The organism is Butyricimonas hominis (genome assembly GCF_014287455.1).
In the GTDB taxonomy this organism is placed as follows: domain Bacteria; phylum Bacteroidota; class Bacteroidia; order Bacteroidales; family Marinifilaceae; genus Butyricimonas; species Butyricimonas muris.
Genome location: NZ_JACOOH010000001.1, coordinates 1 through 21,011, shown reverse-complemented (window position 1 = coordinate 21,011; position 21,011 = coordinate 1). Strand labels below are relative to the sequence as shown.

Below are 21,011 nucleotides of genomic sequence, written 5' to 3'. Positions count from 1 at the left end.
TTTATATGAGAAAGGCTGTCTTTTCAGGGACAGCCTTTTTTTCATTTTAGAAAGTTGTTCAAAAAGTACTTAGATGCAAGGTAGGAACGCGGCAGATGAGTGCTTTTTGGACAACTTTATTTGAAGTTTGCGAATTCGCCTTGTTTCAGGAACTCAACGGCAGCTTCAATATCTTGATACATCACGCGGTCCTCGCTGTTGAACGGCACGATAGTGCGGAATTCAGATAGGAAGTTTTCCAAATACTCGGAAGTTTTGGTTGGGCGTTGCATGTCGATAGCTTGTGCGGCGTTCATTAACTCGATAGCCAGTACGCGTTCCACGTTTTCGATTACTTGTACCGTCTTCACGGCGGCGTTACCACCCATGCTGACGTGGTCTTCCTGCTCGTTGGAAGAGGGGATAGAGTCAACGGAACACGGGCTGCACAGTTGTTTGTTCTTGCTCACGATAGCGGCTGCGGCGTATTGCGGGATCATGAAACCGGAGTTCAAACCGGAATTGGCAACCAAGAATTCGGGAGTCTTGCGGTCACCGGCAATCAAACGGTATACCCGTCTTTCAGATATACTGCCTAACTCGGCGATAGCTATACTAAGGAAGTCGAGGACCAGTGCCAACGGTTCGCCGTGGAAGTTACCACCGGAGATAATCAGGTCGTCGTCCATGAAAATGGTCGGGTTGTCGGTCACGGAGTTGATTTCGCGTTCCACCACGGAAGCCACGTAATTCACGGTATCTTTCACTGCACCGTGTACTTGCGGCATGCAGCGGAAAGAATACGGGTCTTGCACGTGAGTTTTTTCCACCTTTTGGAATTCAGAACCTTCGAGTAAAGTGCGGATATTGCGTGCCGTTTCGATTTGTCCCGGATGAGGACGGGCCTCGTGAATTTGTGGCAAGAACGGGTCGATGCGTCCGTCGTATGCTTCCAGAGAAAGGGCACCGATAATATCGGCATATTTAACCACCTTGAAAGCGTTCAATAAAGCGTAAACGGCATGTGAGCTCATGAATTGAGTCCCGTTCAACAAGGCCAAGCCTTCTTTTGCACCCAATTGGATAGGTTCCCAACCGAATTTTTGGTTGATCTCTTTGGCGGGATAGATTTTGTTTCTATAGAATACTTCACCCTCTCCAATCAGCGGTAAAAATAAGTTGGCAAGCGGGGCAAGGTCACCGGATGCACCCAATGAGCCTAATTCTTTCACCACGGGAAGCACGTCTTTGTTGAACATATCGATGATACGCTCCACGGTCACTAGTTGTACTCCTGATTTACCCAAGGAAAGAGCGTGAGCCTTCAGTAACAACATCAAGCGGATAATATCCTGATGCACGGGTTTTCCCACGCTACAAGCGTGTGACATCACGAGATTGGCTTGCAGTTGACTCAGGTCTTCGGGCGAAATGGTGATCTTGCACAAAGAACCGAATCCGGTCGTGATGCCGTACAACGGCTTTTCGGAAGTGGCAATCTTGTGATCCAGATATGCCTTACAGTCATTAATTAACTTCTTGCTCTCGTCAGATAAAGCGAGTTTATATTTTTTATTAATGATTTTCTCTATTTGATCGAAGGTTAAATACTCCGGGGTAATATAATGAGTCATTGGAATTTTAGATTTTAAATTTTAGATTTTAGATTGCACACATGCGGGGACGAGGTCCCCTTGGTTTATAAGGTTCGTAAGGTTCATAAAGTTGAACCTGCGGTTCTGAAAGTTTTTTACTTTATAAACCTTATGAACTTTATAAACTTTATGAACTCTTTTCCCGTCAGGGAAAACGAGTATCGAAGCCGTGGTTTTTTAGCGGGCGTTGTTCTTTGCGGTATAGTTGCATACGCTTTTATTTTAATTTCTCTGCCAATTCGGTGATTGCGACACTTTCTTGTTCTCCCGTGAGCATATTTTTCAGGGTTACCATGTTGTTGGCGATTTCGTTTTCCCCTACTAATGCCACGTACGGGATATTTTTCTTATCGGCGTACGTCATTTGTTTTTTCATCTTGGCGGCTTCCGGGTATATCTCGGCGTTAATGCCTGCTGCCCGTAAATTTTTCAAGAGCGGGAGGCAGAAAGCCTCTTCTTTTTCCCCGAAGTTGACGAACAGGATACGAGTGGTTGCCGTGGCATCTTTCGGGAAGATATCCAATTGGTTCATCACGTCGAAGATACGGTCTGCACCGAACGAGATTCCCACGCCCGACATATTTTTCATCCCGAATATTCCGGTCAGGTCGTCATAACGTCCTCCCCCGGTGATACTTCCTATTTCCACGTCTAATGCTTTGACCTCGAAAATAGCACCCGTGTAATAGCTTAACCCGCGGGCAAGCGTGAGGTCTAATTTTACTTCAATTCGGATATCGAGTTGTTGCAGGTAACGGAACACGGTACTTAATTCTGCCACGCCTTTTAAACCGATTTCGCTTCCTTGCAGTATTTCTTGTAGGCGGGCTAATTTCTCTTCGTTCGTTCCTTCCAGATGCAGGATAGGTTGTAATTTTTCGATGGCCTCTTCCGATACTCCTTTTTCCCGTAATTCAGCGTTTACATTCTCTGCCCCGATTTTATCCATTTTGTCGATAGCCACGGTGATGTCAACCAATTTTTCCGGGTGACCGATGGTTTCGGCGATTCCGGCTAACACTTTCCGGTTGTTCATCAACAGGCGGACATTTATCTTCAAGCGTTTGTAAACCTCGTCCACGATTTGTACTATTTCCACCTCGTTTAACAGGGAGTCGCTACCCACGACATCCACGTCGCATTGGTAAAACTCCCGGTAACGTCCCTTTTGCGGGCGGTCGGCACGCCACACGGGTTGGATCTGGTAACGCTTGAACGGGAACGTGATTTCGTTCTGGTGTTGCACCACGAAACGGGCGAAAGGTACCGTCAAATCATAACGCAAGCCCTTCTCGCAAATCTTGTTTGTCAGGCGAGGAATGTTGCGCTCCGTCATTTCGCTATCGGTAACGGAGGAAAGAAAATCGCCGGAATTCAGTATCTTGAAAAGTAATTTATCACCTTCTTCCCCGTATTTACCCATCAACGTGGAAAGGTTCTCCATGGCAGGAGTTTCCAGTGGCAAATAGCCATACAGTTTGAATACGGATTTAATCGTGTCGAATATATAATTTCTTTTCACCATAATTTCCGGTGAATAATCTCTTGTCCCTTTAGGAATTGATGGAGTCTGTGCCATTTTTCGTTTTTAAGCTTTAGATTTAAATGTGTTGCAAATATAAACGATTCTAATTTCTTTTGAAACTTCTTTTGTGAATAAAAAGTAGCTATTCCAAAATTGTAATGTTTTTCTTGCATCTAAATTGTAATTTTCTGATATTTGTTTCGTGGACCAGTGGTTTAGTGTGATGATAAGAGAGGACATATTATTTCGGAAAATGCAAGAGGGTGACTGGAGTGCTTTTAACTCCTTTTTTGACTGTTATGCGGAACAACTATTTCATTATGCCTTGGGATTCGTGAAGCATCGGGAAGAGGCGGAGGATATCGTGCAGGAAGTTTTTATTTACTTGTGGACGAATCGGGATAAAATTACTTACACGGGCTCCGTTTATGCCTATCTTTGCCGTTCCGTTAAAAATTCATGTATCGATTACAAACTTCACGAGAAGGTCGAGGAACGTTATCGTCAGGAAATGATGATAACCGGTGTGGATGATTCTGACGAGAATGATAATTTCGAGGAACTTTATGACCGTTTGCAATCCATTATGGAAACCCTCCCCCCGAAATGTAGGGAAATTTTTATCATGGGATGCATGGAAAGCATGAGTTATAAAGAAATCGCCGAGCAACTGGATATTTCCGTGAACACGGTAAAGACACAGATGAAAACAGCGTACAAGAAAATTAAGGATGAATTCGGCGATAAGGACAAGAGATTTATGATGATTCTTTTAGTCGCTTTCGAGTAAAATTATTATTTTACGGTTTTATCCAATTTTCGATACGAATGTTAGGTATGCGGGCTAGATGTTTGACGTTTTCAGTTACCATGATATATTCGAGTGCTGTTGCTGTAGTTCCTATGAATAGATCAAGATCATCAATTAAAGTGCCTTGACGACGGAGGAATGCTTTTTGACGAGCGTATTCTGGTAGTATGATACTGATAGGGATAATTTCGATATCAGAACAAAATTGTTGGACCAAATGAATGTTTTCTTCCACTTTGTCACTGCATTCTGCTCCATAAAGTAATTCAGCAACTGTTATTTCTGAAATACAACAATTTTCCCAGCCGACTTATTGGATATGAGCTTTTACTTCAAGTCGATTGCGTAATAAATATATGCAAATATTACTATCAAGCAGATATTTGTTATTCATAGGGTTAAGGGGGCTTTACTGCCATGACGGCTATCATTTAAATTTTTAATGATCTCCTCTGTTGAACGGTTGTCTTGCCAAGCTCCGGCATATTTTGCGAGCATCTCTTCGGTGTGATTTGGTGTTCTGCTTTTTGTTTCAATGACGGATGCAGTGAGGCGTGTTGCTAGTCGTAACTTAACTTCATTACTGAGAGATTTCAGTATTTCCCAATAAGAATTGGTTAAAATTAGTATGTTGTCTTTTTTCATTATACAATATCATCTGATTATCATAGACAAATATACTGATTATTTGGGAAATTTCAAATTCTTTGCCCCATTCTCGTTTAGAAAAAGAATTTCTCTGCACCGATACCTCTCCATCACAGACCATGAACGATGATTTGGGGAGGAAGTTTTTTGAACTTATTGGGGAGGGATGCGTGGAAAGTTTCGAATAAAATTATTATTTTTGCAACAGCGGTTGAATCAACCGTGGTTGAAATAATAATTCTGGTTCACATGAAGTTTTATAATCGAGAAAAGGAAATTGAAGAATTGAAGCGGGTGCAGGGACTTGCTTTCACGCGAAATTCCCGAATGCTTGTTGTAACAGGGCGGAGGCGTATCGGGAAGACCAGTTTGATAAAGCAGGCATTTAAGGATGATGGTTCTGTGACGCTTTATTTCTTTGTCGGTCGGAAGTCGGAAAGTGTTTTGGTTTCCGAATTCGTGGGACATGTGCGTGAAGTGTTATCCGTGTTTGTACCGGAAGGGATGATTTCGTTTTCAAATTTGATGCAATATCTTTTTGAATTGGGTAAAACACGTTCCTTCAATCTCGTGATAGATGAATTTCAAGAGTTCTATAATATTAATGAAACAGTTTTCAGTGATTTGCAAAATTTGTGGGATTCATATCGGCAGGATACACGTGTAAATCTGGTCATTTGTGGTTCCGTTTTTTCTTTGATGCAGAAGATATTCACGGATCATAGTGAACCCCTGTTCGGGCGGGCGGATAATATCTTACAGTTGCGTCCGTTCAAAGTAGAAGTTTTGAAACAGATTATGGAAGAATACGCTCCCGGTTATAGTAACGATGATTTACTTGCTCTGTACACGATTACCGGGGGAGTCCCTAAATACGTGGAGTTGTTTTGTGATAACGACCGATTGACTGTCGAGAAGATGTATCGGTTTGTTTTCTCTGAAATGTCGCCTTTTTTAGATGAGGGGCGGAATTTGTTGATCACGGAATTCGGGAAGAATTACGGGACATATTTTTCTATACTCCAAGAATTGGCTAACGGGTATTACACGCAGGGCGAGATTGAAGCTCGTTTGGGAGGAATAGCCATCGGGGGACATTTGAATAAACTGGAAAATGTTTATCATTTGATCACACGTGAACGTCCTATTTTCGCGAAGCCGGGTAGTAAAAAAAATGTTCGCTATATTATAATAGATAATTTTTTGAGTTTCTGGTTCAAATATATAGAGGGTAATCGTTCCTATATCGAATTACAAAATTTTGATGATTTGTATCACTTGGCGCAGGCTGATTATCCGACTTATTCCGGACGGGTATTGGAAAAGTATTTCAGGCAAAAACTCGCGGAAGCCGGAGGTTTCAAAGAAATCGGCTCATGGTGGGAAATGAAAAGTATGTCCGGTAAACAAAAGATAGAGGCTTTTGAGATTGATATTATTGCTTTACGGGCACGAGGCAACGAGGCATTGGTGGCAGAGGTGAAACGAAATGTGAATAACTATAATCATAAGTTGTTCATGGAGAAAGTGGAACACGTGAAGCAAAAGGAAATGGCGAAATATTCCATTGAAACGAAATTCTTCTCTTTGGAGGATATGTAGTTTTCTGGGTATGTTTATAAAATTGGAAAAATGAAAGAACAAGATATATATAAACTACTTGCGGATGGAGAGTGTGTGACATTGGAATGTAAGAAAGCACAGAAAGGTGTGCCAAGTTCTTTATGGGAAACGTATTCTGCTTTTGCTAATACATATGGTGGTACCATTCTTCTTGGTGTTGACGAGAACATGGTAGGGGAGGGCCAGGCAAAGAGATTTGTCATTACCGGTGTGGGAGAGGCGGATAGGATGCGTAAGGACTTGTGGAACACGATAAATAGTCATGAGAAGGTAAGTATCAATTTGTTGCGTGACGAGGATGTGCAAGTTGTGTCTGTGGAGGGGAAGAACGTGATAGTAATAAATGTACCACGAGCAGATTATACTATTCGCCCTGTGTACATTAACAATAATCTTTCAAGAGGAACTTACAAGCGAAATCACGAAGGTGATTATCATTGCACGGAACAAGAACTAAGAATGATGGTGCGTGATTCTAATGAAACAGGCAATGATCGTATGTTCTTAGAATATTATACGATGGATGATATTGACATTCCTTCTTTGGAACGGTATCGTATGTTGTTCAGGACAGATCATCCAGAGCATGTATGGAATAGCCTTGAACATAAGGAATTCCTAGTGCAGATTGGTGGCTATGTGGTGAATCGTAAAGAACAGACTGAAGGATTGACTATGGCAGGATTGTTGATGTTTGGTAAGGGCTTACCCGTACGTGACCGTTTTGATAATCTTCGTATGGATTATATTGATAAAACCAATCTTATAGGAGAGCAACGTTATAGTGACCGCCTTACATACGATGGAACTTGGGAAAATAACCTTTTTAATTTCATACAAAATGTGTTGCCTAAATTGACAAAAGATCTACCACGACCATTCAGGATGGAGGGGGTTATCAGGAAAGATGATACACCTCAACATAAGGCTGTGCGTGAAGCTTTGACCAATGCTATCATTCATGCAGACCTAATGCTTAATGGTGTATTGAAAGTAGAAAAATATGATGATCGTTTTGTTCTTACAAATCCGGGCTTACTAAAACTTCCTGTAGAACAAATTTATGCAGGTGGAGAGTCAAGAGCTCGTAATCAGCGTATGCAAGCAATGCTTCGTGCGATTGGTTACGGGGAGAATCTTGGGTCAGGCTTCCCGCTTATCCTTAGTGCGTGGAATGAGAAGCATTGGTTGAAGCCGGAACTCATTGAGCAACCGGAATTAATGCAGGTAAAATTGATACTGCATATAGAAACTCTTGTAGAAGAGAAGCCTAATGACATGTCGGATGTCTTGAAGAATGTCTTAAAGAATGTCTTAAAGAATGTCTCAAAGGATGTCCTAAAGGAACTTACTGATCGTCAGAAATCTATATTAGAATTTATCTATTGTACGCCAACGATGACTGGACAGGAAATGTCTGAAAGACTTCGAGTATCAGAAAAAACTGTGCAGCGTGATTTTTCTGCGATTAGGAAACTTGGCATTAATCTTATACGTGAAGGTGGAAAGACTTATGGGCATTGGATAATCAAAGAGCAACAAGGTGGTGAATAAGAATTAGTATGTTATTATAGACATTTAGTGCTATATTGGTCTTAGAATTTTGTGCTTGCCGAAGATTTTTTTCAATTTTTCTGAAAAAATCTCATTTTCTTTTCACCCTTTTTTCACCCCTTCTCGCTTAGAGGGTAGAAAACAGAAAAACTATGAGCACAAAAGACGAAAAAGAATGGTTACGAGCGGTGCTGGAAGGGAGAGTGAAGCCGGGTGATGCCGAGTGGCGGAAAATTTGGCGGGATGCGGATTTCGCGAGGGTGCGGGGCGTGTTGCGGGAAGTGGGAATGATGGAGCGGGGTGATGTGATGTTCGACCGGGAGAAAATGTGGAGAGTTGTCGAGGGATACCGGGGTGAAGGTCAGAATCGGCGTCGGGTGGCAATGTTGTGGCGTTGGGTTGCGGCGGTAATGATCCCGTTATTCGTGGGTGGCACGATATGGTTCTCGTTACGGGAAACAAAAGAGATTCCCGTGGCACAAGTTCCGGTACTGGAGGCAGGCAGTCCTCAAGCCGTGTTGATTATGGCGAAAGGAGAACGGATAAATTTGGCATCCGTCCAAGTTGATACTTTAACAACTAAAGGAGGCGTGCGTGTTCGCTTGGATTCGGCTCGAAGCGTGACCTATGAACAGGGAGAGGGGCAATCGACCGAGGTGGAATACAACACGATTGTAGTCCCGCGTAAAGGAGAGTATCAGTTGACACTGGCAGACGGTTCTAGGGTTTACTTGAATTCCGAATCGGAAATTCGCTTCCCGACATTCTTCTCGGGTGAGGAACGCAAAGTGTATCTTAAGGGAGAAGCCTTCTTCGAGGTGGCACCCGATGCCGGGAAACCTTTTATCGTTGACGTTGGTGAAGTGGATGTGCGGGTACTGGGTACCCGGTTTAACGTGAATGCTTATACTCCGGACGAAGTGATTCGTACGACGTTGGTATCCGGAAAGGTGCAGGTAAGCGATCGAAAAGATAGAGCGTCAACCATTCTTGCACCCGGACAGCAAGCCGTGTGGGAAGAAGGTAGAATCTCGACGAAAGAAGTGGATGCGGCAGCTGTTTCGGCTTGGGTAAATGGAAAATTCTATTTTGAAGAAGGTGCGACATTAGAGGATATTGCGGCGCAATTGCAGCGTTGGTATGATGTTGATTTCTTCTTCGCTTCCGAGCGTGTGAAGCGTTTTGTCTTTGCCGGGGTAATCAAGAAGGAGTACACGGCAAACGAGATATTCTCGATAATAGAGAAAACCACGCGGGTGAAATTTACCGTGAACGGTAGGACTGTTGTCGTGACGGAACTGAACAGATAAAAAAACGCCGGAAATTGCAGCGAACAATTCCCGGCATAGTGAAACCTCCCGAGTGATTAGTCAAACCCCAAAGGAGGTAATGTTTAACTCTTATGACAAAATTATGAAAAAAAATCGAACGGGCACGTGGTTTCCGTTAAAAAAATCACGTGCGAAAATTTTAACGGTTATGAAACTGACGTTTTTATTGATGTGTGGTTTTGTCTTTTCGCTTTCGGCGTCTGTAAGAGCACAAGATCAGATGGTGACTTTGAAGGTGGATGGGGCTACCTTCACGAAAGTGATTGCCGAACTGAAACGACAAACTCAATTGGATTTCTTTTACAGTTTTAACGAGGTAGATGCGAAGCAAATGGTCTCGCTTGACGTGAAGAACGTGAAGATTGATGACGTGTTGCGACAAATACTGGGAGAGAAGTTCACGTGGGAATATGTTGACAAGATGGTCATTATTAAGCCGATGTCACAGGCAAATGAACCGGAGAAAAAGTCAATTCGGCTTAAGGGATTCGTGTATGACACGAAGAAGCAACCGATGCCGGGTGTGACAGTCAGATTGATAGGGACTTCCGTGGGTACGGCAACCGATGCTAATGGGCGGTTTTCCGTGGTATTACCGGTAGAAAAGGGACAGTTGGAATTCTCTTTTGTCGGTTTCCGTGGCCAAATTGTGCATTTTTCAGAAAAGACGGAAGCCGACACTTTAAGGATAACGATGCATGAGGACGTGCAAGCGATTGATGAAGTGGTGGTGACGGGTTACGGTGACGTGAGCCGGAAAAACTATACCGGGGCGGCGACAACGGTACGGGCGGCGGATATTTTAATGCCGGGAGTCTCCTCTATCGATCAGATGTTACAAGGTGTTGTTCCCGGTATGTTAGTATGGAACACGACAGGGCAAGTGGGGGCAACACCCAAGATTCGAGTTCGGGGGACTTCCACCTTGTTGGGGAGCCAAGAACCCGTGTGGGTAGTGGACGGCGTAATCCAACGGGATCCTCAACCTTTTAACCCGGAGGATAACACGAAGTTTTCCACGGATGCCGACGATATCAAGCAATTGGCGGGAAATGCCATCTCGTGGTTGAATCCCAATGATATTGAAACCATAACCGTGCTGAAAGACGCTTCAGCCACGGCTATTTACGGTTCTAAGGCTGCGAACGGGGTGATCGTGATCACCACGAAGAAAGCCACCGCGGGAAAGGTGCAAGTTAGTTATAGTGGAAATGTCTCCATCGGTCAGCGTCCTCGTTACGGGTTGTATGACTTGATGAACTCGGCAGAGCACATGCAATTTCAACGGGAAATACACGAGGAACGCAAGCAATATCCTTTATCATCTCAAATGTTGGATATTGGTTATTATGGCTTGCAACAGAAATTGTTACGTCGTGAGATTACCTTAGAGGAAATGAATAAAGAGTACGAGAAATTAGCTCGGACGAACACGGATTGGTTCGACATTCTATTCCGCAATTCATTTAATCATTCCCATAATTTAGGCATCAGTGGCGGTTCGGAGAAGATTCAAAACCGTACTTCCGTGGGATATACTCAAGAAAAAGGAGAGGCAAGAGGAAACGACATGAGGAGTTTCACGATGTCTTCCAACACGACGGTGTCACTTTGGGATAGAGTAATCGTTAATTTGTCGCTCAACGGGAGTATTCGAGATGTGGAAGGTTTTGCCTACGGGGTGGATCCTTTTAATTATGCATACAACACTTCTCGCGCAATTCCGGCTTACAATGAGGATGGTTCGTTGTATTATCACGAGAAAAAAGGTAGTTCAAGCACGGCTATTGGTAGCAAATCGCTTTATAACTATAATATCTTAAATGAGTTGGCAAACACGGGAAGCGAAAATGGAACCCGAACATGGGGTGCCACGGTAGATTTACAATGGGAGGTATTGCCGGGATTGAGTTATCAAGGATTGTTCTCTTACTCTTCCTCTTCAGCAGACACGAAGCAATATGCCGGGGAACGTTCTTTTTATATTTCCAGTTTTCGAGGGTACGAGTACGGAAGTGTGGCGCCCAATGGAAATGAAACAAAATGCACTCGTTTGCCCATGGGGGGATTGCTGGAAAGCAGTTTGACGAACACAAAGGGTATTTCGGTGCGTAATAGTTTAGTTTATAATCGATTGTTTAAAGAAAAACACCGGGTGACATTGCAATTGGGAATCGAGACAAGTTCGATAAAGACGAAAGGAGAAACCAATAAACGCTACGGGTATATGCCGGAGCGCGGGGAATCTTTCGCCACTCCCCCAGCTATTTATTATTGGGACATGTCTATCGAGAGAGATAATCAGGATGTTGTCAGTGGGGAACATACCATCGTGAATCGTGTAGAGAATAGTTTGAGCGAATTTGCCACGGCTGTGTACACGTATGATAGTCGTTATGTATTGAATTTTAGTGCCCGATTGGATGCTTCAAATCGCTTCGGACAAGATAAAAATAAACGGTTCCAACCCACTTGGTCGGCGGGTTTCAAATGGCATGTGGTCAGTGAGCCGTTTTGGTCTGCTTCCTGGTGGTTGAATAATCTGGATATTTACGTCTCTTACGGTTACCAGGGAAATGCGGTGTCTAATGTCGGTCCGGAATTGATAGCGGCAGAGAAATTCCTCAACCATTATGGGGCGTACGGGTTAGAGATTAAGTCGTTGCCTTACCCTGATTTAGGTTGGGAGAAAACGAAAACTTGGAACTTGGGAATAGATGCCTCTTTCCTGCGAGGACGTTTGAATTTGACGTTCAATTATTTCAAAAAAATCAGTGATGTGCTTTCTTCTCGTGGGATAGCTGTCGAGAATGGTATGGCAAATGGTCTTGTTTCCGGTTCCACGATGGAGAATAGCGGTTATGATTTCGTGATTAATGTGGTTCCGGTTCGGACAAAAGACTTCACGTGGCAGATATCATTAAATACCGCCACGACAAGAAATAGTGTGGATAAAAATCAACGTATCAATACATTAGATGATTACTTGAATGGTTCTGCCGTGGTGGATGGCCAGCCTTTTTCCACGTTCTACTCTTATGAATTTGATGGCTTGGACGAGGAGACGGGTATGCCCACGTTCAAACACATGGATATTGCCTTCGAGGATGCTGAAAGCCCGAAAAATTTCTTGGTGAAAAGCGGTAAGTTTACCCCGGATTTCTCGGGCGGGTTGAACACAATGTTTAAATACAAGAATCTTTCTCTTTATGCGTTGTTTGCCGTGCAATGGGGTGGACATAATCGTTTGCCGGATTTATACCCGTCTGTCGGCTTAGTTTTGGGTTCTGGACTTCCTCGGCCGGAGCAAAATGTGTCACGGAAATTGATCAATCGTTGGCGTTCCCCGGGAGACCCGACCATTTACCCCTCCTTGCCGAGTTTCACCCAAAATGAAATTCTATATCTTCCTGAAACAAAGACATCCGCAGAACAGGAACAGAGTAGGTATGTCATGTATAATCTCTCCGATATTCGTGTGGCCAACACGGACTTTATACGTTGTCGTTCTCTTTCTCTCAGTTATGATTTCACTGGGGAGTGGTTGAAGAACACGGGATTGGGTTATTTGCGATTGTCAGCGAGCATGACGAACCCTTTCATGTGGGTATCAGACAAGAAATGGGATGGGTTAGACCCGGAAACGTGTAATTGGCCGGCTCGTCGGATAACGTCATTTGCGTTATCGCTAATGTTTTAGTTTTTAACGATTAAGTAAATAAAAATGAAACAGTTAAGATTAATGATGTTAGGGGTGATCTGTATTTTTCTATTAAACGGGTGTTCCGATTTTCTCGAAGAAAAGTCTCAAGATGAGGTGATTCCAAAAACAGTGGAAGACTACGGTGAACTTTTGTTGAATTATATGGGATATACTGATGTTTGGAGAGTGCTTTACGTGTTAAGCGATGAGACTGGTATTGAGGAGAAAGTATTGGGGGCTTACTCTGATGATAAAGATGATTATCGTGCCGTTGGGATTAAAAGTATTTTTACCTGGCAGCCGGATATGTGGGAAACCGAATCGGTTGGTATCAATTCCGGTTACGAGGATACGTATAAGTTAATCATGGGGGTAAATGCCGTGTTGGACGGGATTGATGAGGCTATCGGGGATCAAAAGACGAGAGACCGGATTAAAGCAGAAGCCTTGGGACTGAGAGGATTTTATTATTTTTTCCTGATAAACTTGTATGGAGAACCGTATAATTACAATAAAGATGCACCTGGTGTTCCATTGAAGTTGACAGCGGCTTTGGTGGAAAACGGTATCGCTCGTGCTACTGTGGAAGAAATACACGAACAGATCGTGAAGGATTTGGAGGCTTCGTCTAGGTTATTTGGTAACCTCCCGAAACGGCGTGGTGATTACCGGATAAATAGTACAACGGTAGATATTCTATTGTCCCGGGTATATCTTTTCATGGAGCGATATGACGAGGCCATCGCCGCTGCCGATAAGGCAATCCGCACGGCCGAGGGGTTGACCGATTATACTGATCTACCCGAAGATACGGAGTTTTTCATGCCGACTTACGACCATAGCGAGGTGGAGTGGGTGTATGGTGCGGTAAGTTTGGAACCGGGTATGCATGTATTTGCTCCTGCCAAGGAGTTAATGGCTTATTTTGAGGGGAAAGAGGACAGGCGTGAAATTTTTTGGTTTGAAGATAGTGATTATTATGGCCTGCAAGTTAATAAGATTGTCTATAGTTACCAGACAATTCCGAACAACACGATTCGCGTGTCCGAGGCTTACTTGAACCGGGCAGAGGCCTACGTGCTGTCGGAGCAGGCGAATAAAAACACGCTTGCCTTGGCGGATTTGAACGAATTGCGCCGCCACCGTATCGTGGGTTATGAGGATGTTGTCATTGCGGACGGAACGGAGTTGTTGGCAGAAATCCGGGAAGAGCGCTACGTGGAATTGTGTTACGAGGGACACCGTTGGTTTGATCTGCGCCGTTACGGGATGCCTTCCATTTCCCATGATTACAAGGCAAGACCAAATCTTTCGTGGTTAACTTATACTTTGCGGGAGAAGGATCCGCTCTACACGTTGCCATTTCCGACAACCGTATTCAAGAATAATATTCAATTGGAACAAAACCCTTCTGCCCGGGAACCGGAAAGAAAGGGAGAAATTAAATCGAACTAAAATACAGAAAATGATGAGAAAAATAGTAATATACTTGAGCATATTAGGACTCTTGGGCTGCTTGGCTTGTTCGAAGGACAAGAAAATAGGAGAGGTGGAACCGTTAGGTTTAGATTATGAATTACCACAAGGAAAATCGCCAGCAGATGATCGTATCGTAGAAATGTATAAGAAGTATGAATCGTATATCTTGTACGAGTACTCGGATAAGGATTTTTATTATGACAGTGACATCACTCAGGCAAGATCATATGTTTACCAACTACTGGATCCGCGATACGTGGAGAACATGATGGATTTATTGGATGAAATCTGGTTTGATCTTTATCCGGAAAAGTTTCATCAACAAACGTTGCCTTATCAGGTTTTTCTGGCGAGTGATTTGCAGTACGAAGATTTCTATGGGGAAATTGTGAAAGAATTTGTTTGGTCGGGAGCGTTCTCGGTAATAGTGAGTGTGAGTGCCGAAAAATTACAAGAATTGACCCCGGAAATGAAGCTGGAGTTAAAAAATAAATTGCAAATAAAATTGTGGTCATTCTGGCGGAGTTATAACTATATCAAGCTTCCGGACGAATTTTATGAAGTGAGTAATTACGTGGGAGTGGCTGATACAGACGAATCTTCCCCTGATTATGCTCGTGCAAGAGGGTTTGTGGACGGATATAATCGAACCTCTTTATGGTATGATTATATTGACGACTGGAACACAGGCTCGATTAGTGAAGTAGCCGATCTGAGTACATTCATAGAGTGTTTGTTGACCCGATCATCGGAAGAATGGAAAGACGATTTGACTTGGCCTCTGGTGAAAAAGAAATACGACATTTTAAGAAATTGGGTACAAGAGCAATATGGCTTTGATATTCAAACTGTCGGAAATTTATTTTGTGAATAAATATAGTAATAAATAATATAGATAAAGTATGAAAAAGACATTATTGGCATTTGTATTCGGAATGCTCGTGTTGAGTGCATTTCCACAAAAGAAAGCATTGTTTCTAGATAATGAACCATGGGAAAATGTGTTGAAACAAGCTCAAAAGGCAAACAAAATGGTGTTCGTGGATTGCTACACCTCGTGGTGTGTTCCTTGTAAACACTTGATGAATGTAATTTTTCCTCAAAAAATAGTAAGTGATTATCTGGATTCAACATTCATATGTGTAAAATATGACATAGAGCAGAAAAACGGGAAAGAATTTGAAGCTCGATATCCTAATCGGATAGTGGCAATTCCTACCATGTTTATCACCGATCCTCATGGAAATCTTTTACACGTGGTAAGGGGGGCACGGGAGGCCGATGATTTGTTAGATAAATTGAAAGACGGATTATCCGGGAACCCCCTGTACGAGATCGAAAAAGAATACCAGCAAGGGAATCGAGAATTGAATTTTATAAAAAGATACTTGTGGTTTCTAGAGGTGTGTGCGGCAGATCAGAGCAGGTTTGAAAAAGTGGCCGGTGATTATGCCGCTCAATTTCCTATGGATAGCTTATTAAATCCGGATATCTGGGATATGGTAGGAGGTTTCATTTGGCGGGATATGTACAGCCGGGAGTACCGTTTTATCCTTGAACACTTGGAAGGATTCGGGAAGATAGAAGATTATTACAAATTGGAAGATCGATTATATGATGTACTGAGATTCGAGACCAATGTGGTAATGTTGAAAATCGTTCAAACGGAAAATCAGGATTCTTTGCTTGTTTTGAAGCAAAAAGTTGACCAATTATTGGAATTAAGTAAATATCCCGTGAAAGAATTTCCCAAAATATCGGCTGATTTGCTGGTGATAAAGGCTATGCTTGATGGGGATACAGACAAAGTATACGAACGTTTTATGGCATTTGAGGATTGTAATTTTCTGTTTGATGTGCCTTGGTTGCGCACGACTATTTTCCGTTATTTGTTTACACGGTTAGATGATAAACGGCGTGTGCAAGCTTGTATGGATCGCTTACTTGCCTATCAGAGGCGATTAGGTTACGAAAAAGGAGGGGAGGTTGATGAAGTGGTTGCCTTGGGTAAGGAAAAACTAGCAAAGATGTAATTGTATACCCTGAAAAAAGTTTACTGTAATCCAGAGTAAACTCAGGTTAGAGTTAGGAAAAATGTGTCGAGCAATACAAACGAACAGATGTGGGTAAAAGTCGTGAACACAGATGGGATGTTCTAGCAGAATGGGCTTGACCGGAATCTTAGGACTTTTCAGCTCTATGGGGTTAAGACGCTTCCTTGCACGATATTGCTGGACGAGGAGAATTACATCATTGCTAAAAATATTGAAATCAAAGTTCTTCAAAAGAAAATTAACGAGTTGTTAAAGAAAAAATAATATCAAGATTATTTGTTTTTATTCAGCCGGGGTACCTCTTTTGCGCGTGAAGGGAATGTGTACCCCGGCTTTTTCGTGGAGATATATAAAAATCTATCGGGATGGTCATTTCATGAAACCTAACACTTGATAATCATGGAAAACAGATACATCCCGGGGACGGGAAACACGTCCGCGACAGGAAACGCTGTCGCGGAGATAATAGATTTCAAAAAAGACCGGCTCTTCGTTTGGAATAAAGATTCTTATGACCGGGTTTTTCACGCGGAAATCCTTTGGTTGGAAGCCAGTCGTAATTATTGTTACATGCACTTGAAGGATCGCCCGAAAATTCTTGTCGGGCTCCCGCTGTTAACCCTCGAAAAAGGTCTTCCGGCGGGACTGTTCACGCGAGTGCATCGCGGTTACATGGTGAATTTGGAGCACGTGGAACGTGTACGGGGGAACACGATTTATATCGGCAAACAGGAAATCCCGCTAGGACAACCCTACCGGGAGGGTTTCCTCGCCCGTTTCCATTTTTTAGGAAGCGTGAAGGGCTTGCACAAGTAGAGAGGAACACGCTCGAATAAAATTATTTATAAACCGTTTCGTGGAATGGCTGTTCCGGTTTGGCTGTTCGGTCAGTTGAACGGGACGGGGGATCAGTGGATCGGGTGTACGGGATAAATTAGTTGCGCGTGGTGTGTGGGCATACTATTTTTGTCGTGTAATCAAAAATTAAACGATATGGAATTATTATTTGACAGGACTAAAGAACAAGAGAGGGACCCGGGGAGAACAAGGCGAAGAGGAGGCGGGGAAAGGGCGAGAACAAGCCACAACTCCGGCACAACTCCAACACGGGTATTGTACAACATCTTGCCGGACAAGCGTGGCACGGTCGTTATCGTGATCGTGTATCCTTGGTCGGGCTTTATCTCTTCCCGTCCGCTTTTTGCACGTGGCGGGAATCAAGTAAAAACAATTTATTCACTTAAAAATGCAGGATGATGGCAGAAATAAGCAGTATTTTCAAGATTAAAGGGCGAATCGGTAACACGATTTTTAGCGGACGGAACGGCAAGTATTACGCCCGGGCGGTACCGGCATCGGTGAGCAACCCGAACACGGAGAAACAACAGGCGGTTCGTGATCGCTTCCGGGTGGCGGTTCGTTTTTACCAGCGTTTGAAAGAAACACCCTTGGAAGAGGTTTGGCGTCGTTCCGGCAAGAATGCTAAACTCACGGGGTTCGCCCTGTTCATGAGGGAGAACCTGAAAATGTTCGATCACCGGGGTAAAATTGTTGATTATGACGGTTTACGCCTTGCAACGGGAAACCGGGACGGGGTGTACGACTTGTCGGCTTCCGTGGACGACGGGAGCCGGGTAACCCTTCGCTGGGCGGGTGCCGACGATAGTGCCTACTTGGATCAGAATGATCGCTTGATGGTTGTCTTGTTGCGAGGCGATCGCGCGTTCTCGCCGGAAGTGGTAGAGGAAGTGCAAGTCACGCGAGGAGAGGGAATGGCCGTGTTCCCGCTATACCGGGTGAAAGATGTGCCGGTGCACGTGTATTGTTTTTTCGTGTCACCGTCGTTTTCTGCTTTCTCTAACTCTCAACACGTGGTGGTATGAGCGGGGGAAGAAAACCCGTGGCGGGGCTCGTCAACTCGGTCGGGGAGGTGATCGACCGCTTGACGCTTCCCGCCCGGGAGAAAAAGAAGCTGGAAACAGATATCCTGCGGGTGATCGCCGAACGCGAGCGACAGCGTTTGGAGTCGAGTGCTGCCGTGGTCGGGGAGGAAGCCCGGGGAAACTGGCTGCAACGCTCGTGGCGTCCGCTCGTGATGTTGATGTTTGCCGTGATTATTCTTGTCGGGACGTTCACTAGCTTGCCGATACTGGCAGAAACCTCCCGTTTCTGGGATTTGCTGGAAATCGGGTTGGGCGGGTACGTGGTGGGTAGAAGCGGGGAGAAAATCATAGAGGCTGTCACGCGAAAACGATGTTAATTTTAGATTTTTAAATGTATAAACATGATGATTTTTAATTCTCAAATTTCAATCGTCAACCATCGGTTGACGGGGAACGGTGTGGTTCACTTGCAATGCGCGAAAAACACGCGCAAGTTGGTTGGTCCGGATATGATTGTTTTGCACTATACCGGGGGAACGAGCCCGATGTCATCGGCTCTTTTCTTGACCAGACCGGACGTGGCCGCTTCGGCACATCTGGTGATCGGGCGGGAAGGGGAACTGGTTCAACTTGTGCCGTTTAATATAGAGGCGTGGCACGCGGGGAGAAGCTGGTACGCGGGACGTGCCGAGTTGAATCATTATTCAATCGGTATCGAATTGGATAACCTTGGAAAACTTCGCGTGGAAGGGAACACGTTCGTGGCGGAGTGCGGGCGGAAAGTGAAGCCGGAAGATGTACATGCCGATTGCTCGGGAGAGGAATTAACATACTGGCATCGTTACACGAGTGTACAGGTGAGGACGTTGGTCGAGGTGTGCAAGTTGCTGGAATCCAATTACCCGATCCGGGACGTGGTAGGGCACTCGGACATCACGAACCGGAAAATAGACCCGGGACCGGCGCTGGAATTCGCCTTGGGGGAAGCATTTTAGATTTATGATTTATGATTCGTGGATTTTGTAATCAAGTGATTTCATTTTCAATTTTCAACTTTTAATTTTCAATTATTATGGCAGAATTTAATTCTTATTTGTTAGGTAAAGCGAGAAGATCAGTGGGTAACATCACGTTGTGTTACACGAGAAGTAAAAACATCGCCAAAGCGAAGGTGTTTTCAAGGAAAGATAACCCGACGCCGGAGATTCTTGACCAACGGGCGAGAATGAAAGCGTTGGTATCCTTGTCCCGGAAGATTATACCCGTGATCCGGAAAGGATTCGTGGGAATCGGTAACGGAACGACCTCGAACGCCTTCGTGGCGCGAAACATGGGGGCGGTAAACGTGGACGAGAAACACGTGGGAACGGTAGATCTCGACCAGTTGAAGCTGGCCGCGGGGATACTTTACCCTCCCAAGGTCACGGTCGCGTACAGCACGGGTAGCCAGAAGTACACGTTCGAGCAAGAGATGCAAGGGGAGGAAGATGGATTCGCATTGCAGGATGACAGGGTTTACGGGGTACTTTACGAAACGGTACTGGAGCGCGCGAGATTGGTGACCTTGCGGGACCGTGGCGAAAGTGGTAGCACGAGTTACGCGTTACCGGAGGACTGGAACAACGAAAACGTGAAGGCGTATTGCTTCGCCACGTCGAAAAACGGGCGACAAGCATCAGATAGTAGAGTCTTGACGCTAGGGGAATCCTAATTTGTTTCGTTTTGCTATGCCAAGAGGGGATCGGTCAAGTAGGCCGGTTCCCTATTTTTAATAGGGATTGATGAAATATTTTAGATAATCTACTTTAGATTATCTAAAATAGATAGTCTAAAATGGATAGTGAAAAGATATTTTCATTCTTTTGTCAAAAATGAAATCGATATGAAAAGGAGTGAAGAATCCATTTTACTCGCGTGTTGGCTGAAGCTATTTTATTGAAATTTCCTGAAAAGACAAGTACCGGGAATACTTTGAGACTTGGGATGGCGTGTGGTGTTGTTTTTAAATATTTGTTTTCTAGTGTCTTGTAAAAAAGTTAAAAAAAAGAGGGTAAAAAATTTGGAAAAGGGGATTTTATGCTGTTATCTTTGCACCCGCTAAACCGGAAGGGGGGGGCGAGTGAAGAGAGAGGTTGGCGAGGTTCTTTAGATGTTGTAGAGATGAAGCGAGGGGGGTAAAAGTTAGTTGTAACGACACCCCGCGAAAAAAGTTTGAAAAAACTTTGAAAAAGATTTGGAAGGGAAGGGAAAAACGTTTTATCTTTGCATCCGCTTTCGCCTCGAGAAAAGGGCGAGGGTGAAGACGAGAGAAGAAGAGTTCTTTAAAATATTGACGTGAACAAAACAACGTAGCGAGCGTGAATCGAAGAACGACGAGAGTCGTGATTCATGAACACATGACCCTGCCAGAACAAAATTTCTGAATAATATTTTACAATGAAGAGTTTGATCCTGGCTCAGGATGAACGCTAGCGACAGGCTTAACACATGCAAGTCGAGGGGCAGCATAAGGTAGCAATACCTTGATGGCGACCGGCGCACGGGTGAGTAACACGTGTGCAACCAACCCCGTACCGGGAGATAACCCGCGGAAACGTGGACTAACACCCCATGGAACTTCAAGATCGCATGGTCTTGATTTTAAAAGTTAATGGTACGGGACGGGCACGCGCGACATTAGGTAGTTGGCGGGGTAACGGCCCACCAAGCCGACGATGTCTAGGGGTTCCGAGAGGAAGGTCCCCCACACTGGAACTGAGACACGGT

The 21,011-nt window shown here is 44.2% G+C and carries 18 protein-coding genes and 1 rRNA gene; 15 read left to right on the top strand and 4 right to left on the bottom strand.

Going from position 1 to position 21,011, the window contains the following annotated elements; translation table 11 throughout:
• Positions 1-116: 116 nt before the first annotated feature.
• The gene (gene hutH, locus H8S64_RS00095) at positions 117-1,613 is read right to left on the bottom strand and encodes a histidine ammonia-lyase (RefSeq protein ID WP_186974504.1); all 1,497 of its coding nucleotides are present in this window, start codon (positions 1,611-1,613) and stop codon (positions 117-119) included.
• A 238-nt stretch (positions 1,614-1,851) separates the two neighbouring features.
• The gene (hisS, locus tag H8S64_RS00090) at positions 1,852-3,213 is read right to left on the bottom strand and encodes a histidine--tRNA ligase (protein ID WP_186974503.1); all 1,362 of its coding nucleotides are present in this window, start codon (positions 3,211-3,213) and stop codon (positions 1,852-1,854) included.
• A 169-nt stretch (positions 3,214-3,382) separates the two neighbouring features.
• Between hisS and H8S64_RS00085 the strand changes: the two genes are divergently transcribed.
• Positions 3,383-3,949: an RNA polymerase sigma-70 factor gene (locus tag H8S64_RS00085; RefSeq protein ID WP_186974964.1), complete on the top strand. Its 567-nt coding sequence runs from the start codon at positions 3,383-3,385 to the stop codon at positions 3,947-3,949.
• A 10-nt stretch (positions 3,950-3,959) separates the two neighbouring features.
• On the opposite strand, the gene H8S64_RS22455 is transcribed toward H8S64_RS00085, so the two are convergent.
• Together H8S64_RS22455 and H8S64_RS00075 are read right to left on the bottom strand one after the other, a co-directional pair.
• A complete protein-coding gene (locus H8S64_RS22455) occupies positions 3,960-4,259 on the bottom strand; it encodes a PIN domain-containing protein (protein WP_366482330.1) in 300 nt (99 codons plus the stop codon).
• Between the two features lie 101 nt (positions 4,260-4,360).
• Positions 4,361-4,615, bottom strand: coding sequence for a hypothetical protein (locus H8S64_RS00075; protein ID WP_186974502.1), 255 nt, complete (start codon positions 4,613-4,615; stop codon positions 4,361-4,363).
• A gap of 252 nt (positions 4,616-4,867) precedes the next feature.
• On the opposite strand from H8S64_RS00075, the gene H8S64_RS00070 reads away from it, so the two are divergent.
• The 14 genes from H8S64_RS00070 to H8S64_RS00005 form a co-directional block, all read left to right on the top strand.
• Positions 4,868-6,220 (top strand): ATP-binding protein, encoded by a 1,353-nt coding sequence (locus tag H8S64_RS00070; RefSeq protein WP_186974501.1) that lies wholly within the window; start codon positions 4,868-4,870, stop codon positions 6,218-6,220.
• 30 nt (positions 6,221-6,250) lie between these two features.
• Entirely contained in the window at positions 6,251-7,795 is a 1,545-nt protein-coding gene (locus tag H8S64_RS00065) for an RNA/DNA-binding domain-containing protein (RefSeq protein ID WP_186974500.1), read from the top strand.
• Positions 7,796-7,947: 152 nt separating this feature from the next.
• Positions 7,948-9,105 carry a FecR family protein gene (locus tag H8S64_RS00060; RefSeq protein ID WP_186974499.1) on the top strand — a complete coding sequence of 386 codons (1,158 nt, stop codon included), beginning with the start codon at positions 7,948-7,950 and terminating at the stop codon, positions 9,103-9,105.
• Between the two features lie 169 nt (positions 9,106-9,274).
• Positions 9,275-12,826, top strand: coding sequence for a SusC/RagA family TonB-linked outer membrane protein (locus H8S64_RS00055; RefSeq protein ID WP_186974498.1), 3,552 nt, complete (start codon positions 9,275-9,277; stop codon positions 12,824-12,826).
• 24 nt (positions 12,827-12,850) lie between these two features.
• On the top strand, positions 12,851-14,284 hold the full coding sequence (locus H8S64_RS00050; RefSeq protein ID WP_186974497.1) for a RagB/SusD family nutrient uptake outer membrane protein: 1,434 nt from the start codon (positions 12,851-12,853) through the stop codon (positions 14,282-14,284).
• Positions 14,285-14,297: 13 nt separating this feature from the next.
• The gene (locus H8S64_RS00045; protein WP_222621120.1) at positions 14,298-15,182 is read left to right on the top strand and encodes a hypothetical protein; all 885 of its coding nucleotides are present in this window, start codon (positions 14,298-14,300) and stop codon (positions 15,180-15,182) included.
• Between the two features lie 28 nt (positions 15,183-15,210).
• Positions 15,211-16,341: a thioredoxin family protein gene (locus H8S64_RS00040; protein ID WP_186974495.1), complete on the top strand. Its 1,131-nt coding sequence runs from the start codon at positions 15,211-15,213 to the stop codon at positions 16,339-16,341.
• Positions 16,342-16,761: 420 nt separating this feature from the next.
• On the top strand, positions 16,762-17,178 hold the full coding sequence (locus tag H8S64_RS00035) for a LytR/AlgR family response regulator transcription factor (RefSeq protein ID WP_222621119.1): 417 nt from the start codon (positions 16,762-16,764) through the stop codon (positions 17,176-17,178).
• A gap of 177 nt (positions 17,179-17,355) precedes the next feature.
• Complete coding sequence (locus H8S64_RS00030) at positions 17,356-17,619, top strand: hypothetical protein (protein WP_099290829.1); 264 nt, start codon at positions 17,356-17,358, stop codon at positions 17,617-17,619.
• Positions 17,619-18,245, top strand: coding sequence for a DUF6266 family protein (locus H8S64_RS00025; protein WP_099290828.1), 627 nt, complete (start codon positions 17,619-17,621; stop codon positions 18,243-18,245). The genes H8S64_RS00030 and H8S64_RS00025 overlap by 1 nt, the downstream gene beginning before the upstream one ends.
• Complete coding sequence (locus tag H8S64_RS00020) at positions 18,242-18,622, top strand: 3TM-type holin (protein WP_186974494.1); 381 nt, start codon at positions 18,242-18,244, stop codon at positions 18,620-18,622. Before H8S64_RS00025 ends, H8S64_RS00020 begins: the two co-directional genes overlap by 4 nt.
• Positions 18,623-18,646: 24 nt before the next feature.
• Positions 18,647-19,240, top strand: a complete 594-nt coding sequence (locus H8S64_RS00015; RefSeq protein WP_255469361.1) for an N-acetylmuramoyl-L-alanine amidase — start codon at positions 18,647-18,649, stop codon at positions 19,238-19,240.
• Positions 19,241-19,317: 77 nt separating this feature from the next.
• Positions 19,318-19,956: a hypothetical protein gene (locus tag H8S64_RS00010; RefSeq protein ID WP_186974493.1), complete on the top strand. Its 639-nt coding sequence runs from the start codon at positions 19,318-19,320 to the stop codon at positions 19,954-19,956.
• Positions 19,957-20,678: 722 nt separating this feature from the next.
• A 16S ribosomal RNA gene (locus tag H8S64_RS00005) occupies positions 20,679-21,011 on the top strand; the annotation flags it as partial.

What these genes read in the sequence shown, in the direction of transcription:
- hutH (WP_186974504.1), bottom strand. Translation starts at nt 1,613, where the DNA reads ATGACTCATTATATTACCCCGGAGTATTTAACCTTCGATCAAATAGAG.
- H8S64_RS00035 (WP_222621119.1), top strand. Translation starts at nt 16,762, where the DNA reads ATGGAAAACAGATACATCCCGGGGACGGGAAACACGTCCGCGACAGGA.
- H8S64_RS00065 (WP_186974500.1), top strand. Translation starts at nt 6,251, where the DNA reads ATGAAAGAACAAGATATATATAAACTACTTGCGGATGGAGAGTGTGTG.
- H8S64_RS00010 (WP_186974493.1), top strand. Translation starts at nt 19,318, where the DNA reads ATGGCAGAATTTAATTCTTATTTGTTAGGTAAAGCGAGAAGATCAGTG.
- H8S64_RS00050 (WP_186974497.1), top strand. Translation starts at nt 12,851, where the DNA reads ATGAAACAGTTAAGATTAATGATGTTAGGGGTGATCTGTATTTTTCTA.
- H8S64_RS00055 (WP_186974498.1), top strand. Translation starts at nt 9,275, where the DNA reads ATGAAACTGACGTTTTTATTGATGTGTGGTTTTGTCTTTTCGCTTTCG.
- H8S64_RS00085 (WP_186974964.1), top strand. Translation starts at nt 3,383, where the DNA reads ATGATAAGAGAGGACATATTATTTCGGAAAATGCAAGAGGGTGACTGG.
- H8S64_RS00045 (WP_222621120.1), top strand. Translation starts at nt 14,298, where the DNA reads ATGAGAAAAATAGTAATATACTTGAGCATATTAGGACTCTTGGGCTGC.
- hisS (WP_186974503.1), bottom strand. Translation starts at nt 3,213, where the DNA reads ATGGCACAGACTCCATCAATTCCTAAAGGGACAAGAGATTATTCACCG.
- H8S64_RS00060 (WP_186974499.1), top strand. Translation starts at nt 7,948, where the DNA reads ATGAGCACAAAAGACGAAAAAGAATGGTTACGAGCGGTGCTGGAAGGG.
- H8S64_RS00040 (WP_186974495.1), top strand. Translation starts at nt 15,211, where the DNA reads ATGAAAAAGACATTATTGGCATTTGTATTCGGAATGCTCGTGTTGAGT.
- H8S64_RS00015 (WP_255469361.1), top strand. Translation starts at nt 18,647, where the DNA reads ATGATGATTTTTAATTCTCAAATTTCAATCGTCAACCATCGGTTGACG.
- H8S64_RS00030 (WP_099290829.1), top strand. Translation starts at nt 17,356, where the DNA reads ATGGAATTATTATTTGACAGGACTAAAGAACAAGAGAGGGACCCGGGG.
- H8S64_RS00020 (WP_186974494.1), top strand. Translation starts at nt 18,242, where the DNA reads ATGAGCGGGGGAAGAAAACCCGTGGCGGGGCTCGTCAACTCGGTCGGG.
- H8S64_RS00070 (WP_186974501.1), top strand. Translation starts at nt 4,868, where the DNA reads ATGAAGTTTTATAATCGAGAAAAGGAAATTGAAGAATTGAAGCGGGTG.
- H8S64_RS00025 (WP_099290828.1), top strand. Translation starts at nt 17,619, where the DNA reads ATGGCAGAAATAAGCAGTATTTTCAAGATTAAAGGGCGAATCGGTAAC.
- H8S64_RS00075 (WP_186974502.1), bottom strand. Translation starts at nt 4,615, where the DNA reads ATGAAAAAAGACAACATACTAATTTTAACCAATTCTTATTGGGAAATA.